A 14,800-nucleotide genomic window follows, 5' to 3' on the forward strand; every position below is an offset into this window, starting at 1 on the left:
GTCCCCAGAGATTGTCCAACGAAGAGCCAGCCGCTTCAAGCCGCCGTCGGATTGATCACGTTCATATCGATTTCCGTCAGCTCCACCCGCCGCTCAAATGCAATGCCCGCCTCATCGAACAGATGGCAGTCGGCGGCATTGATGCCGGTGGCAACCGGCGTATCGGGGCGGATGCCGACGCTGCCGGGGAGCATGGCGCAGAAATTCTCGGCCTCGCCGTTGAGCGAGGCATAGGCGACCGTGTTGGCGCCGAGGCGCTCGATGACCGTCGGGGTGACGGTGAAGACGATGTCGCCGCCGTTGAGCTGGATATGCTCCGGGCGGATGCCGAGCGTCAGGGTCTTGCCTGATATGCCGTCGCGCGGCGTCACCGGCAGGACAGCGGACTGGCCGAGATAATCGACTTCGACGCCGGCGGCGCTGACGCTCTTGCAGGTGACGGGCAGAAAATTCATTTTCGGGTTGCCGATGAAGCCGGCGACGAACCGGTTGGCGGGCTTGTGATAGAGCTCCAGCGGCGCGCCGGTCTGGGAGATGTTGCCAGCATCGAGCACGACGATGCGGTCGGCCATCGTCATCGCCTCGACCTGGTCGTGCGTCACATAGATCATCGTCGCCTTCAGCTGCCGGTGCAGCTTGGCGAGCTCGATGCGCATGTCGGCGCGCAGCGCCGCGTCAAGGTTGGAGAGCGGCTCGTCGAACAGGAAGATCTTCGGTTCGCGCACGATGGCGCGGCCGATCGCCACGCGCTGGCGCTGGCCGCCGGAAAGCATGCCGGGTTTCTGCTGCAGCCGCTGGTCGAGATGCAGAATACGGGCGGCGTTTTCCACCTTGGCCTTGAGCTTTGCCTCTTCCATCTTCTCGACGCGCAGCGGGAAGGCGATGTTCTCGAATACCGTCATGTGCGGATAGAGCGCGTAGGACTGGAACACCATGGCGATGCCGCGCTTGACCGGCGGCAGATCGTTGACCCTGACGCCGTTGATGACGATGTCGCCCGCCGTCGTCGCGTCGAGGCCGGCGATCATCCGCAGCAGCGTGGACTTGCCGCAGCCCGACGGCCCGACGAAGACGACGAATTCGCCGTTCTTCACCTCGAGCTGCACGCCCTTCAGAACTTCGTAGTCGCCGTAGAATTTCTGAACGTTGTTGAGAAGGAGCTGTCCCAAAAATCTGTCTCCGCCGGCGGTCTTCATCGCACATTCGATAGAGGGGAGGGGCCGCAGCTTGCGCCGCGACCCCGGGGAGAGTGCTTACTTGAAGGCTTCGATTTCGCCGGCAGCCTTCTTCAGTGCGGCTTCCGGTTCGGCCTTGCCTGTCACGACCGACTGGATCATTTCGATCATCGAGTTCTGGAAGCCCTTATAGTCGGTGAAGAGCGGCTCGGGACCACCATAGCTGATGCCCTCGATGAGCGGCTTCCAGGAGGGGTCCTTGGCGACGAATTCGTCGACCTTCTTCGAGGGACGCAGCGGGGTGAGGCCGGCGCCGCCCTGCAGCTCATATTCCGCCTGAACGTCAGGCGAGGTGATGAACTTGGCGAATTCGGTCGCCTTGTCCTCGACGCCCGAGCCCTTGAAGATCGCCAGGCTGTCGGTGATCAGCAGCGTGCCGGGGCCCTTGGCATCGGGGCCGAGCGGCAGCGTCGTGATGCCCCAGCTGATCTTCGTCTCCTTCAGGCGGGAGGCCGCACCCGATCCGGCCTGGATCATGGCGACCTTGCCGTCGAGGAAGATGGCGCGGACTTCGTTCTGCTCATAGGCCGTCGGGCCTTCTTCGGAGTAGGGAACGATATCCTTATAGGCCTTCAGCGCGGCGAGAATCTGCGGGCTGTCGAGGGTGACCTTGCCATCGGCATCGATCACGCTGCCATTGTTGGTGTAAACCCAATGCATGAACTGGTGCATGGTGTTGTCGAAGGTCTTGGCCGAGAGACCGAAGCCCGGAATGCCGGTCTTTTCCTTGATTGTTTTGGCCATCTCGATTTCTTCGGCCCAGGTCTTCGGCGGCTTCTCGGGATCGAGGCCGGCCTGCTTGAACAGGTCCTTGTTCCAATAGAGCGCCTTGGTGGAGAAGGCGATCGGAACGCCCCACTGCGTGCCCTCGAAGGTCACCGTGTCGACGATGTGGGGATAGTAAGCCTTCTTTTCCTCATCCGTCATCGGCACCTTGACGATGAGATCGTTCTGGGCGAACTCCTTCAGCGTGCGCGAGCCGACATAGGCCATGGCCACCGGCGTGCCGGCGGCGGCCAGCGTCGTCGCCTTGTCCTGGCACTGCGCCCAGCCGACGACTTCAGGCGTGACCTTCCAGCCGGCGTTCTTTTCTTCCCACTGCTTGATGTATTTGGTGTGGACCGGGTCGATCGTGTCGCCGCAATAGATCCAGCTGATTTCCTTATCGGCTGCATGGGCAGTGACTGCGGTCAGTGCCGTCGAACCGAGCAAGGCGAGCGCCATAAGGCCTGTCTTGATTGTAATGCTCACGTCGTGACTCCCGTTTGGTTGTTAGCTGTTCACTCGTTTTTTAGTCTTATTGTTTCACCGCACCGGCGGTCAGCCCGCCGACGAGGTAACGCTGAAGGAAGAAGATGACGACCATCGCCGGCGCGATGCCGACGAAGGAAGCCGCCATCAGTTCGTTCCAGATGACCTCCTGCTTGCCGAAGTAAGCAAAGAGCCCCACCGGCAAGGGCATGTATTCACTCTTCGAGTTGAAGGTCAGCGCGAAGATGAATTGCTGGGCGTAAGCGCCGATGAAGGTGGTGATGGCGACGACGATAATTCCCGGCATCGCAATGGGCAGGATGACGCGGCGAAGCGTGTAGAAGTGGCTGGCGCCATCCATGAAGGCGGCTTCGTTGAGCTCCTGGGGAATGCGGATCATATAGGTGCGCAGCAGCCAGATCGCCGAGGGGATGAGGAAGGCGACACCCGGCACGATCATGGCGAGATAGGTGTTGAGCACACCCATGCTGCGCATCAGCCGGAAGAGCGGGATCAGAAGCACGGCGCCGGAGAACATGTTCACCGTCAGGAAGGCGCCAAGCAGGATGCCCATGCCCTTGAATTCGAACTTGGCGAAGGCGTAGGCCGCGGGAATGACGAGGCAGAGCACGATCAGCGTGACGATGATCGAGATGAAGAAGGAGTTGAAGATATAGCGCCCGAAGCCCGGCACGCTGATCCACATCGTCCGGTAGGCTTCGAACGAGCCGTTTTCCGGCCAGAAGCGGTAGGGCGAGGAGAAGAGCTGGGCGAGCGGCTTCAGCGACACCAGGAAGCCCTCGACGAAGGGCGCCAGCACGAAGAACAGGAAGACGGCGATGCCGCAATAGATCAGGATGATCTCCCACCAGCGGTAACGGTCGATCATGGCCGGGCTGCTCATGCGCGCTTCTCCGGGTTGAGGCGGCGGGTGACGCGGAAATAGGCGAAGCAAAAGAGCGACAGGAAGATGCAGATCAGCACGGCGCGGGCGGCACCTTCCCCATATTTCTTCGAGCCGATCGCCGTCTGGTAGGTATCGATAATCATCGTCGTCGTCTCGCCGCTCGGGCCGCCCTGCGTCAGGATCCAGATGATGTCGAACGAGTTGAAGGTGGCGATCAAGGACAGCATCGACATGGTGATGATGGCCGGCACCATCAGCGGCAGGGTAATGCGGCGGAAGCGGTACCAGCGGCCGGCGCCGTCGGTCCAGGCGGCCTCGTAGAGATCCTTCGGGATCGACTGGATCGCCGCCAGGAAGTAGATCGTCACCAGCGGCACGCCGATCCAGACGTCGGTGACGATGGTCGCCCAGAAGGCGGTGCTGCCATAGGCGAGAAAGGCGACCGGGCCGTCGACGAGGCCGAAGCGCTGCAACAGGCCCGAGATCATCCCGAACTGGCCATTATACATCCAGCCCCACATGAAGATGCCGATCGCCATCGGCACGATCCAGGGCGGCATGGTCAAGAGCCGGAACAGCGAGCGGCCGGGAACGGCGGCATTCAGCATGCAGGCGCCGAACGTGCCGATCACCATTTTCAGGGCGACCGAGAAAAAGGTCCAGACGAAGGTGCGCAGGATCACCTCGGCAAAGGTGGCGTTGAAGATCTTCTCGTAATTGATCCAGCCGACCCAATTGGTAGTCTTCTTCAGCGACGCGTCGGTGAAGGAGAGAATGAAGGTGTCGACGAGGGGATAGGCGACGATGGCGAGAACATAGAGAACGGCCGGAAGAAGAAGGATCCAGGCGAAGATGAAGGCGCTTCTTTGAACACTCATCTTGCCGCCGTCCTCAAGCCGCTCTTGCGTGAAGGGCCTCGTCGAAGCGGTCCCAGATCGGACGCAGGTCGACGACGGTTTTCTTCATCCTCGCTTCGTCCATCGCCAGCGCCAGGATGCCGGCCTCGAGCGCATTCAGCGTCGACACCGGCAGTTCGAGCCCGGTGCGCACACTCTCCAGGAGGTCGCTCGCCATCTGTTCATCGGCGCCGTAATGCTGGGAGAGCTCGGTGGCGGCATATTTGTTTTCGACGATCTTGTTGCCGGTCAGCTGCTCGTGCACGTCGAGATAGCCGCGGACGAAATCGCCTTCGGCCATGCCGCGCGAGCCCATGATGGCGAAGCGGCGGAACTGGTCGGGCACGTTGAGATTGGTGTGGAAGTTCATGCCGACGCCGTTTTCATATTCGACGATCGCCACCTGGTAGTCGATGATGTCGGCATCGCTGTCGAAGACCTTGTCGGAGCCCATCCAGCCGCTCGGCTTGCGGTGGAAAAGCTCGAGGTCGTTGATGCCCTCGCGGGCCGGGTCATTGGCCGGGATGAAGCTCTTGCGGCCGCCGAAACTGGCGACCCGCTCCGGCCTTGCGCCGACGACGCCATTATAAAGGTCGAGGTCGTGGCAGCATTTTTCCAGCATGAAGCTGCCGGAATAACGCTCGTAGCGGCGCCAGTCGCGCATGAAGAAGGCGCCGTGATAGGGCTCGATATGTTCGGATGCCTCGATCGAGACGATCTGGCCGAGCTTGCCCGCCGCCTGGATGGCGCGCAGATCCTTGTAAAGCGGTGAGTAGCGCAGCACCAGGCCGACCATCAGCCGCTCATGGCCGAACTTCGCCATCAGATGGGCAAGCTCGATGCTTTCGGCGATCGTCGTGACGATCGGCTTTTCGCAGAAGACCTTGAGGCCGGCCTGCAGCCCGAGCCTGATATGGCCGAGATGCATATGATTGGGAGAGCCGATCATCAAGAGATCGAGCTTTTCGGAGGCGAGCAGCTCTTCCGGCGAGCCATAGGCCTTGCCGGCTGAAATGCCCTTTTCCGTCAAGCCGGGAAGGCCGGCGGGATCGGGATCCACGTAGCCGACGATATCGAAGCTGCTATCGATCGCTTTGAAGACGTAACCGAGGTAGCCGAGCCGGAATCCGAGCCCGATGATGCCCACTTTCATGCCGATCCAGTTCCCGATTAAGTAATTTATTTTCTTTAAGTTGGGACAAAAATCGGAAGGCGTCAATAGAAAACGGGCCGCAAGACGCGAGCATGAAATTAATTTTCATAATCCGATAGTCGGCTGCCGAGTAGGCGCTGCAACCGGCGGCGTCAGGACTTACCCGATCGAAAGCGCGCCACGTCGAAGCCGGAACGTCGGAGGCAAACGCGTTGCCGCAGAGCGCTTTTGCGCCGGCAAGCTCACGCGAAACTCGCGAAAGATTGAAACGAGCGGTGCGCTTACCTGTGTAGGATGCAGCGAGACCCCGAGGCCAGGAGGAGCCATCATGACCCGCATGACCGCCAAGGATTTCCCACAGGAACTGCTCGAACTTTACGATTATTACGCGCATGGAAGGATCACCAAGCGCGAGTTTCTCGACCGGGCCGGCAAATTCGCCGTCGGCGGCGTCACCGCGGCCGCCATTCTGGCGTCGCTGAGCCCGAATTATGCGCTGGCGACCCAGGTCGAGGCAACCGATCCCGACATATCCGCCGAATACATCACCTATCCCTCGCCGAAAGGAAACGGCGATGTTCGCGGCTATCTCGTCCGCCCCAAAAACGCCACCGGCAAGGTCGCGGCCGTCGTGGTCGTGCATGAGAACAGGGGGCTCAACCCCTATATCGAGGATGTGGCGCGGCGCGTGGCGAAGGCCGGCTTCATTGCGCTGGCGCCGGACGGCCTCACTTCGGTCGGCGGCTATCCCGGCAATGACGAGGGACGCGAGCTGCAGCAGAAGGTCGATCCGGAAAAGCTGATGAACGACTTCTTCGCGGCGGTCGAGTTTCTGATGAAGAGCGATATCACCACCGGCAAGGTCGGCATCGTCGGCTTCTGCTATGGCGGCGGTGTCGCCAACGCGGCGGCGGTCGCCTATCCCGAACTTGCCGCCGCCGTGCCGTTTTACGGCAGGCAGCCGCGCGCCGAGGACGTGCCGAAGATCAAGGCGCCGCTGCTTCTCCACTATGCCGGGCTGGACAAGGGCGTCAACGAAGGCTGGCCGGCCTATGAAGCGGCGCTGAAATCGGCCGGCAAAACCTACGAGGCCTATATCTATCCCGACGTCAATCACGGCTTCCACAATGATACGACGCCACGCTACGACGAAGCGGCCGCCAAGCTCGCCTGGCAGCGAACGGTCGACTGGTTTACCAAATATCTCGCTTGAGACTGCAGCGACCGGACGCGGCGGGGAGGCATCCCCGCCGACCTATTGCGAACGGTCGGCCTTGCGCCGTCCCCGGCTGACCATCATCCCGCCGATGATGAGAGCAATTCCGCCGGCGTTCGCCCAGAAGGACGCCGGCACGCCGCTGATATAATCGAACGCCACTCCCGTTACCATCTGCCCGCCGATGATCAGCAGAGCCGAGTTGACCGCACCGATCCGTGCAATTGCCCAACTGCCGGCGGCCACGAAGACAACGCCGAGCGGACCGCCGAGATAGGCATACCAGGGCGCCCCGGCGGCACCCGCCGGAAGCAGGCCGCCGACGAAGAGACCGAGGCCGGTGAGGGCGGCAAAGCCTATGGCATGATTCCAGAAGGATGCGATCAGCGGCGTCGTCGAGACGCTCAGCCGGCCATTGAGCTGGCGGCTGAGGCCGACGAGCACGCCGCCGAGGCAAGCAAGCAGAATGAAGAGCGTCATACAGCGCCTCGCCCGAACAGGATGATCAGCGCCGCTCCGGCCACGACCAGGCCGAGTGCCACGATGTCGCGGGTATCGGGATGCCGTTTCTGCAAGCCGAACAGTCCCCAGCTGTCGGCCGCGACGCTGAAGACGACCTGACCTGCGAGCCCCAGAGCCAAAGTGCCGGAGAGCCCGAGCGGCGAGTTGACCGTGGTCGAGGTCAGCATCACCGTTGCCGCGCCGGAGAGCCCGCCGAGATAGGCCCAGAGAGGCGCGCGCAAGCCCTGTTCCGGCCTTGGCCTGCGCCGCCGGTGGACCAGCAGGAGAAGAATGACGGCTGCGACCATGCCGGTGCCGTGCGCGGTCCAGGACGAAAACAGCGGGCTCCCATAGCGTGCCAGCTCGCCGTTCAGATGCACCATGAAAGTCAGGAGCCCGCCCGTGGCAAAAGCCCCGGCAAAATAGATCGGATGCGGATTTCGTGCGGCGTCGATGGTCATTGGAGATCCCGTCAGCGAATCGGTTGCGGCGGCGTTCTTCATAGCGCGCCCTCCCATCAAAATCCCCGATGCAAGCCGCAAAATAGGGCGATTGCCGCAAATCGCTTCCGCTTTCGACAATTGTGCGGTAGCCTGTGCGTTCGTTCACATCGAGCGATAATTTTCGCTGCCGCCCCAGAGACGCCAGGGACGGACGACGTTGCGACCGTCCAGAGTTCCGCAACAGTTTCCGTCAGCCGTGATACGGCCAAAAAATGCGATGTGGACGGAACAAGCATGCCTGCGATTGGGTTTCGAACCTTAGCGTTCAAAAGGAGGAGCATTATGCCTACGGTTGCTGCGACACCCATCACGCCGCCCGATCAGCACGTCGTCACCGCCCGCGAGGCCCTCGAGCCGCTCTATGAAAAGCTCGAACTGCAAACGGAGTCGCTGCTTCTCTCCGCAGCACTGGAGGCCGGATGGTCCCCTGATGAGGCGACGAAGGCACTGGCTGCGCTCAGGCTGCAGGACGCGCTTTCCACTCTGGACGAACAGTCTGGCCAGTAAGTTCGTCAGGAGTGGCGGCTCCGTCATGGCGACAGATCTACCTTTCTCTGCTTCTGAGGTCCCACACACCAGATGGGATGCATGAGTGCTTTGCGCCGTACCGCGGCACCGGCCTTCGGAGCGATCCTTCAATAATCAATTATCCCTGGCAAGTGTCGCGGGCGCCCGTTCTTATCCCTTCAAGGCCGGGCACGCCCGAAATGTCGCGATAGCCCCGCAGAATGTTCCCTGTGCGGACGTGGCGGGCGATGAGGGAACTTTCGAGAATGGCAGCTTGGCGAATGGCTGCGGCCGAACGGGGCCGGAAAACAGACACATTCTCAGCCGCCGGCTGATGCATGCGCGAAGACGCCACGCAGGCCCTCATGAGCCGGACTACAACGTGCGCGTTCGTCCGAATGACCTCAGCAACAGATTCAGAGAGACGGCAACCTTGTCGATGTCGCGAATATCCCGCGAATATTGACCGGTGTAGAGTTTGACGATCATGTTGTCGCGGGCAGCGCCGCTGAGCTCGAAATACAGGTGCAAGTAATAGGCTTGCTTGTCGCCGCTGCGACTGATGCTGCTTCGTCGTTGGGTGACCTGTCCGAGCTCCGCTTTGATCGGGTCGAAGCCGGCGATTTTCAGCATCACCGATTTGGATTGAAATCGGGCCATGTTGTGGACGGCCACGACCGCCTTGTCCAATGCCAGACTGACGATTCGGCCGGGGACATCGTCGACGGTAGCGGGCTCGTCGAGCTTGAAGGCGTGAAACAGGCGCCGGGGTTTTTCAAAGCAGATCAGCGATGCGATGAGCAGGACGACGATATTGATGCCTGACCACCAGGCCGCGACCGGCGAAAACTGGCCTTGCACATGCGAGGTTTCCGGCACGACGTTGACCAGCAGGCCAAGGACGGTGACCGTGACGATGCTTGCGATCCAGGTGAAGCTGTAGCGGTCGAACTGGTTGGCCTCGTTGCCGCTGCCCTTCGGCGTCACCCTGAACGGCTTGCCGAAGGGTCTTACCAGGCTGGAGACAACGGTCGGCAACATGCGGAATGTCGCAAAGGTCCCGACGGCGCTGGAAACCACAGGCAGATAACGGGTCGGCGTGATCCACAGCATCAGCAGGAAATACGCCGCCAGCAGCGGCACCTGATGCGCGACATAATCGGCGATATCAGTGAAATAGAGCGGGAGCAGGCCGAACCAGAGATAGACGATGGGGACGAGCAAGACCGCGAACCGAACCAGATACTGCACCAGCCATGATGCCGGCAGGAACATGATCCGTTGAAAGAGCGTCAATCCCGGGCCGCGCAGCGGGCCATTGTACAAATAAAGGGTTTGAATACCCCCCTGACACCACCGCTCGCGCTGCACAAAATAACCGGTCAGGTTTTCGGCGGCCAGTCCCATCGACAGCCGCTCGTTCAGATAGCGCGTCTTGTAGCCCTTGTTGAGCATCGAAAGCGTTGTCAGCAGGTCTTCCGTGATCGACTCCGTCGGAAACCCGCCGATTGCGTCGACGGCCTTGCGGCGGGCAATCGAGCATGAGCCGCAGCAGAAACTGACGTCCCAGGCGTCTCGGCTGGGGGCGATCTCGTCGAAGAACAGGCGCTGCTCGTCCGGCCAGATATTCTCCAGGCCGAGGTTCGATTGCACCGGATCGACATTGAAGAAATGTTGCGGCGTCTGGACGATGCCGATGCTGTCATCAGAGAAGAAGGGCAGCGTCCGGCGAAGGAAATGGCGATAGGGCACAAAATCGGCGTCGAAGATCGCAATGAACTCGCCCGAACTGACCTTCAGCCCATTGTTCATGTTGCCTGCCTTGGCATGGCTGTTGTCGCCGCGCGTGACGTGAATGACGTTCTTCTCCTCGCAATAGGCCTTCAGCCAATCGCGGCGTTGATCGTCAAGCACATACACATTCAATTTGTCGGCGGGATAATCCAGCGAGCGGGCGCCGATGATGGTGCGCTCGAGCACGTCGAGCGGCTCGTTATAGGTGGGAATGAAAACATCGACAGTCGGCAGTTCGCGCTGGTCCCGCGCAAAGAAAACGCGACCCAGCCTGTCGGCTTCCGCGCTGCGGTCGACGTAGCGGCTCATCAATATCAGAAAAAGGATGACTTCGACGCAGGCCAGGACCTCGACGATAAAGAGGATCCAGACCCAGTAGAAACTCGCACCGCCGTCGGGATAGGGAAGCACGGTCTCCGTCAGGCGCCAGTACATGTATCGCAACGCGACGGCAGCGACAAACGCGCAGGTCACCGCCCGTGTCCAGGTATGACGGCGCGACCAATTGAACGGCCCCAGGAAAAAGAAGGCCAGAACGGCAAAGGTCGGAACCAGCGCTACAAGATACTGAACCACAGGTTTTTGACCCAGTTGGTTAGGTTGATGCCGTGTTTGGAGAACCGAACCTGCACTGTGCGCCCCACCTGGCAGAAGTTCGCAAAGTCGTCATTCATGAAGGATGGATCGAGGCGAACCCGAATGCGGGCATTGCGCTGCGTCGAGGGCGGCAAACTGGCGGCAAAGGAATCGGTTTCGACCAAAGCCGAACTGCCTCTGACCGAGATGACCGTGCCCTTGAAGACATCGCTGCGGCCGAACAAGCGCACCTGGGCGACAAGTCCCGGATAGATCTCGTCATAATTGACCTCGGGAACAAGGATATCCACGAACAGCTCCCGACAGTCGAGCAGGCGTATCAGCTCGTTGTTCAGCACGACGTTGGAACCGTTGACGATACTCCTGCTCCAAACAACGCCGTCGAACGGCGCCGTCGCGGTTGCGGATTCAAGGCTGCTGACGCGATTGCTCTCTTGCACCAGCTGCTTTTGCACTTCGCCGGCCCGCGTCTCGTTTTCCGCGATGCGTGAGTTCAAGTCGTTGATGCGAACGACAACCTCGTCTTCGCGCTGGCGCGAATAGGGCACGTCATTCTGGCCGTCGCCGAAGACAAAGATACCCTGGCGGACCGCGTTGAGCCTTTGTTGCAATTGATCGACGGTCAGATTGCTGATTTCGACCTCGCCGCCGGTCGCAGCGCCGGCGGCACGCGCGGCCTCGACCAGCTTCTGCGTCAGAATGCCTTTTGACTCGAGGGCCATGCGGCGGTCGAGGTCGACCTGCGCGACCAGATCCTGGGCTTGCGACACCTCGACTTTTTTCCTGAGGATCTCGACTTCGCGTTCGAGATTGGCAATGGTCGTCTGCCTGTAGACTTCCAGTCTGGCAGACAATTCCTCGCGAAGCGCGGAGAGCTCGTCCCGTTCCTTCTTAAGCGCCGCGACACGGTCGAGCGCCGTGTTGCGATCGGCCTCGAGCGAGGCGAGGATGGCGCGATTGACGCGCGTATTTCTGATTTCCGCGAGCGATTGTCCCGCGTTGACCGGGCTGCCGACCTTGATGGGTTCTTCCGCAATCGTCCCGTCGATTGGGGCATTAACGACAGCAAACCGTGCGTTGACCGTGCCATCGAGGCTGGTAAAGCCGGTAATCGTCGGCAACGAGACGACAGTCACGAGTGTCAGCAGCAGCAGGCCGACAACGATGCGCGTAATGCGATGGTTCCAGATCATATTGGCATCCGAAGGTATCGCTTTGCAGCCATCCGTCCCTATCGAGGCGGCACAAACGGATGCAACTCATTCTTGCATAATTTAGCGCATCGAAAATTAGTAGACAAGTGATGGTCGCATCGCTGCGACAGAAACCGTTCGGATCTGGAGAAGATGCAGCGCTCTGGCGGCTTGGCACCCGCATCAAGGCGATGCTCGGGGAAGATGCTCAAGCCATCTGTGGCGCAGCGACTAAGGTGATCGTGTGCTGGAAATCACTCCCCGCGCCTGACAGTGCTGCCGTCGCATCCGGACGGAAAACAGCATGATTCCACGCGATCTCTTTGCTAATGCGCGTCGCATGAAACTTAATTCATGCGATGCGCTTTGGTTCTTTGCATGTCGTTATCCCCGAACCCGCAGACGTCCTGATGACATGCATCAATGCGGTCGAAGCTTTTTGGTGGCGATCAGCATGACGAGATCTTCGGAAGCATCGGCGAGCTCCAATGCCAATTCCGCAGCCGACCATCCGCGTTTCTGCAAACCGACGAGCATTTCCACCATCGCGACTTCGACTTCTCGTCTGCAGTTCGAAATCGGCTTCATTTCGGTATGTTTCTCATCACATGCAGTGGTCATGGTAGCCTCCATTCTGCCGTTGTATCGGCAGCGTCGCAAAATTTCGCCAATGGGTGGATATGGTAAGGGTTGCGCGCAAGCCTCGGCCTATTACGCATCGACACAGGCGGCTCCGGCCCGCGCGCAACCCTTGGCGCCCTTATTTGCCGGTGTCCGGCCTCAGGAGCGTCTCGCATGAAGGTGAGCAGGGGAAACCCGCACGACCGGCGAAAGAATTGTTCCTGGCGCCTGGCGGTTGTGCGGAGAAGAACTCCTGTCGTAGGCTGATGCCTTCGCAAAGCGCGCACGAATATAGTCCCGATAGGTCACGGCCTATCCTCCTCTGCTTGCATATTTTGTTTTGATTAGTGCCGTTTCACGTTGAGGGTGCTTTGAAATTACATTGCACCGGCAAGTGACAATCTGGAGTTTCCGAACGTCCCCCGGAATTGACCATTGCTTATTTAGATACAGGAACAGGAGGCGATTGTCGTTATCGCCGCATCCTGAAAATTATCGGTGCGTCCATTTCTGCTCGTTAGGGAATATGATAAGTAACTTATGCACGCCTTGGAGGAGTGGATGGTTACCGAGTCTGGAGATGACCCCGCTGCCGGACGCGCATGGCCGGCCCACCTGGAGCGGCGGCGCTGGCCGCGCGAACCGGCCCCGCAGAAAGAACATCGGGCCGACGTTCCGCCAGCACTGGTGCCCTTGCGATTTTCGACGCAAGACCTGCCACCGAAAGAACAATTCCAGTCCTGGCGATCGCACATGGCGCCGCTTGTGGATGTTCATCTGCCGGACGGAAAATCAGAGGAGGACGGTTTTCTTGCGGAACAGACCGGCTGGCAACTCGGCGATATCCTCATCGTCCAGCAGCGCGCGCAGGCATGCAGCTATATCCGTGATCAGGCCATGCTGCGATCGAGCCCGATCGATCACTGGAATGTCGGCGTATTGCGCAGCGGCCGGACCTGGACCGAGGCCAATCGCCACGTGACGGAGACCGGCCCGGGGGAGATATTTTTCAGGTCTCTTGGTTACCCGTATCGCGGGCGGATGACCGATTCAGCAGCCGTGCTCGTGTTCCTGCCCTATGAACTGCTGACCCGTGATGCGCCTCTTCTGCAGAACGCCCACAACATCGCCCTCTCCGGTAGCCTGGCCGAATTGCTCGTCAGCTATATCAACGGCCTGGAAGCGAACCTCGGCAGTCTGACGGTGGAGGAAGTGCCGCGGATCGTCCGGACGATCGGCGACATGGTCGTTGCATGCGCTGCCTCGTCCGCAAGTTCGGATCGCGGCCAGGAACAGACCAATATGGGGCTGATGGAGCGGGCGCATCGTTATATTCACCTCAATCTTCATTCCGACAACCTGACGCCTGACGTCATGTGCCGTGCGCTGGGCATCTCGCGGACGCGGCTCTACCAATTGTTCGAAACGAGCGGCGGCGTCTTCAACTACATTCGCAGACGTCGGTTGCTGCAGGCCTATGCGGATCTTACCAATCCGACCGACAACAGGCCGATCTCGGAGATTGCCGAGGCCGCCGGCTTTGACGTCGCGGCCAATTTCACGCGCGCATTCAACCATGAATTCGGCCTCAGCCCGCGCGAAGTTCGAAAGACCATAGCAACCGAGCACCCGGCCATGCCCGCAACACGTTCCATGCAACATTTTGGCACAACGATCGGCGATTGGCTGACGCGCGCACGGTGATGCTGCCGAGTCGGTAAATACCCTTTTTGCCAGAGAAATGCTGACGTTAACCAAGTGATTGAAATCCGGTAGTGAATCACTGCGGGTCTGAGTATGAGCGCTCTCAGGAGAGGGCATCATGCGAAAAATTCTTTTCATCCTACTGGGCGCTGTCGTTTTCTGCGGGACTGCAAACGCTCAGGCCAGAGTAACCGCGACCCATCGAGACGGATTGATAGAAAGCTACCGTGCCTATATCGGTGAGGCCGATCTGTATAACTCGAAGGGTGCGAGGCTGACGCAGCCTTGGCAGATCATCCGACAAGACAGGGCAAACTTTCACCAGTACGGCGTCCGAGACCGAGACGATCAATCAGACTCGTTCTTCGCGGATCCGGCCAATCGCCAGGCGCTCGAACAGATGCTTCGTAACGGCTCGATGACGCGCGATGCAGCCAACATGATCGTTCGCGGCAACGTCTGGATCGACGTCGACATTTACGGCGGCCAGGGCACCGGCCGCTGGATCGATGTGACCGTATCCGACTGATCTGCTAAGAGGAAAGCGGGCTCGGCTTGCTTGGCGCCCGCAAGTTCCATAAGACAGATTACGCCACTTTTGCATGTAGCCGCAAAGTTAGAATGTCCTGTTTCTGCAAAGTTGGAATGTCACACTCCCCGCATTTGCTGACGTGGGAGATTGCGGATGGGATTGATAGCGATGAGCGAGCGCGATCTGCAGC

At 60.1% G+C, this 14,800-nt stretch carries 14 protein-coding genes; 4 read left to right on the forward strand and 10 right to left on the reverse strand.

Annotated elements, in window-relative coordinates:
• Positions 1-35: 35 nt before the first annotated feature.
• From EFD56_RS09840 to EFD56_RS09860, 5 genes are all read right to left on the reverse strand, one after another.
• A complete protein-coding gene (locus tag EFD56_RS09840; RefSeq protein ID WP_126905171.1) occupies positions 36-1,169 on the reverse strand; it encodes an ABC transporter ATP-binding protein in 1,134 nt (377 codons plus the stop codon).
• 84 nt (positions 1,170-1,253) lie between these two features.
• A complete protein-coding gene (locus EFD56_RS09845) occupies positions 1,254-2,459 on the reverse strand; it encodes an ABC transporter substrate-binding protein (RefSeq protein ID WP_097541056.1) in 1,206 nt (401 codons plus the stop codon).
• A gap of 73 nt (positions 2,460-2,532) precedes the next feature.
• Positions 2,533-3,390 (reverse strand): carbohydrate ABC transporter permease, encoded by an 858-nt coding sequence (locus tag EFD56_RS09850; protein ID WP_126905172.1) that lies wholly within the window; start codon positions 3,388-3,390, stop codon positions 2,533-2,535.
• Positions 3,387-4,271, reverse strand: a complete 885-nt coding sequence (locus tag EFD56_RS09855) for a carbohydrate ABC transporter permease (RefSeq protein WP_011428222.1) — start codon at positions 4,269-4,271, stop codon at positions 3,387-3,389. Before EFD56_RS09855 ends, EFD56_RS09850 begins: the two co-directional genes overlap by 4 nt.
• Positions 4,272-4,284: 13 nt before the next feature.
• Positions 4,285-5,442, reverse strand: coding sequence for a Gfo/Idh/MocA family protein (locus EFD56_RS09860; protein ID WP_126905173.1), 1,158 nt, complete (start codon positions 5,440-5,442; stop codon positions 4,285-4,287).
• Positions 5,443-5,770: 328 nt separating this feature from the next.
• On the opposite strand from EFD56_RS09860, the gene yghX reads away from it, so the two are divergent.
• The gene (gene yghX, locus EFD56_RS09865) at positions 5,771-6,655 is read left to right on the forward strand and encodes a YghX family hydrolase (protein ID WP_126905174.1); all 885 of its coding nucleotides are present in this window, start codon (positions 5,771-5,773) and stop codon (positions 6,653-6,655) included.
• Between the two features lie 42 nt (positions 6,656-6,697).
• On the opposite strand, the gene EFD56_RS09870 is transcribed toward yghX, so the two are convergent.
• Together EFD56_RS09870 and EFD56_RS09875 are read right to left on the reverse strand one after the other, a co-directional pair.
• Positions 6,698-7,138 carry a DMT family transporter gene (locus EFD56_RS09870; protein WP_126905175.1) on the reverse strand — a complete coding sequence of 147 codons (441 nt, stop codon included), beginning with the start codon at positions 7,136-7,138 and terminating at the stop codon, positions 6,698-6,700.
• Positions 7,135-7,620 (reverse strand): DMT family transporter, encoded by a 486-nt coding sequence (locus EFD56_RS09875; RefSeq protein WP_004672432.1) that lies wholly within the window; start codon positions 7,618-7,620, stop codon positions 7,135-7,137. The genes EFD56_RS09870 and EFD56_RS09875 overlap by 4 nt, the downstream gene beginning before the upstream one ends.
• A gap of 324 nt (positions 7,621-7,944) precedes the next feature.
• Here EFD56_RS09875 and EFD56_RS09880 point away from each other — a divergent pair, with 324 nt between their 5' ends.
• Positions 7,945-8,169, forward strand: a complete 225-nt coding sequence (locus tag EFD56_RS09880) for a hypothetical protein (RefSeq protein ID WP_004672431.1) — start codon at positions 7,945-7,947, stop codon at positions 8,167-8,169.
• 375 nt (positions 8,170-8,544) lie between these two features.
• Here the strand turns inward: EFD56_RS09880 and EFD56_RS09885 are convergent, their stop codons facing one another.
• The 3 genes from EFD56_RS09885 to EFD56_RS09895 all read right to left on the reverse strand — a co-directional run bounded on the left by EFD56_RS09885 (position 8,545) and on the right by EFD56_RS09895 (position 12,374).
• Positions 8,545-10,539 carry a glycosyltransferase gene (locus EFD56_RS09885; RefSeq protein WP_126905176.1) on the reverse strand — a complete coding sequence of 665 codons (1,995 nt, stop codon included), beginning with the start codon at positions 10,537-10,539 and terminating at the stop codon, positions 8,545-8,547.
• On the reverse strand, positions 10,521-11,753 hold the full coding sequence (locus EFD56_RS09890) for an HlyD family secretion protein (RefSeq protein WP_037144694.1): 1,233 nt from the start codon (positions 11,751-11,753) through the stop codon (positions 10,521-10,523). Before EFD56_RS09890 ends, EFD56_RS09885 begins: the two co-directional genes overlap by 19 nt.
• 420 nt (positions 11,754-12,173) lie before the next feature.
• Positions 12,174-12,374 (reverse strand): hypothetical protein, encoded by a 201-nt coding sequence (locus EFD56_RS09895; protein WP_004672428.1) that lies wholly within the window; start codon positions 12,372-12,374, stop codon positions 12,174-12,176.
• Between the two features lie 561 nt (positions 12,375-12,935).
• On the opposite strand from EFD56_RS09895, the gene EFD56_RS09900 reads away from it, so the two are divergent.
• Both EFD56_RS09900 and EFD56_RS09905 read left to right on the forward strand, forming a co-directional pair.
• Entirely contained in the window at positions 12,936-14,078 is a 1,143-nt protein-coding gene (locus tag EFD56_RS09900; protein ID WP_126905186.1) for a helix-turn-helix transcriptional regulator, read from the forward strand.
• 118 nt (positions 14,079-14,196) lie between these two features.
• Positions 14,197-14,607 carry a hypothetical protein gene (locus tag EFD56_RS09905; RefSeq protein ID WP_012490656.1) on the forward strand — a complete coding sequence of 137 codons (411 nt, stop codon included), beginning with the start codon at positions 14,197-14,199 and terminating at the stop codon, positions 14,605-14,607.
• The last annotated feature ends 193 nt before the right edge of the window (positions 14,608-14,800 follow it).

Origin of the sequence: Rhizobium phaseoli (assembly GCF_003985125.1) — a bacterium.
Classification (GTDB): Bacteria; Pseudomonadota; Alphaproteobacteria; order Rhizobiales; family Rhizobiaceae; genus Rhizobium; species Rhizobium phaseoli.

Bases quoted from the DNA above. Each gene is read 5' to 3' on its own strand.
- EFD56_RS09845 (WP_097541056.1), bottom strand. From the start codon at position 2,459: ATGGCGCTCGCCTTGCTCGGTTCGACGGCACTGACCGCAGTCACTGCC.
- EFD56_RS09850 (WP_126905172.1), bottom strand. From the start codon at position 3,390: ATGAGCAGCCCGGCCATGATCGACCGTTACCGCTGGTGGGAGATCATC.
- EFD56_RS09855 (WP_011428222.1), bottom strand. From the start codon at position 4,271: ATGAGTGTTCAAAGAAGCGCCTTCATCTTCGCCTGGATCCTTCTTCTT.
- EFD56_RS09860 (WP_126905173.1), bottom strand. From the start codon at position 5,442: ATGAAAGTGGGCATCATCGGGCTCGGATTCCGGCTCGGCTACCTCGGT.
- yghX (WP_126905174.1), top strand. From the start codon at position 5,771: ATGACCCGCATGACCGCCAAGGATTTCCCACAGGAACTGCTCGAACTT.
- EFD56_RS09870 (WP_126905175.1), bottom strand. From the start codon at position 7,138: ATGACGCTCTTCATTCTGCTTGCTTGCCTCGGCGGCGTGCTCGTCGGC.
- EFD56_RS09875 (WP_004672432.1), bottom strand. From the start codon at position 7,620: ATGACCATCGACGCCGCACGAAATCCGCATCCGATCTATTTTGCCGGG.
- EFD56_RS09880 (WP_004672431.1), top strand. From the start codon at position 7,945: ATGCCTACGGTTGCTGCGACACCCATCACGCCGCCCGATCAGCACGTC.
- EFD56_RS09890 (WP_037144694.1), bottom strand. From the start codon at position 11,753: ATGATCTGGAACCATCGCATTACGCGCATCGTTGTCGGCCTGCTGCTG.
- EFD56_RS09895 (WP_004672428.1), bottom strand. From the start codon at position 12,374: ATGACCACTGCATGTGATGAGAAACATACCGAAATGAAGCCGATTTCG.
- EFD56_RS09900 (WP_126905186.1), top strand. From the start codon at position 12,936: ATGGTTACCGAGTCTGGAGATGACCCCGCTGCCGGACGCGCATGGCCG.
- EFD56_RS09905 (WP_012490656.1), top strand. From the start codon at position 14,197: ATGCGAAAAATTCTTTTCATCCTACTGGGCGCTGTCGTTTTCTGCGGG.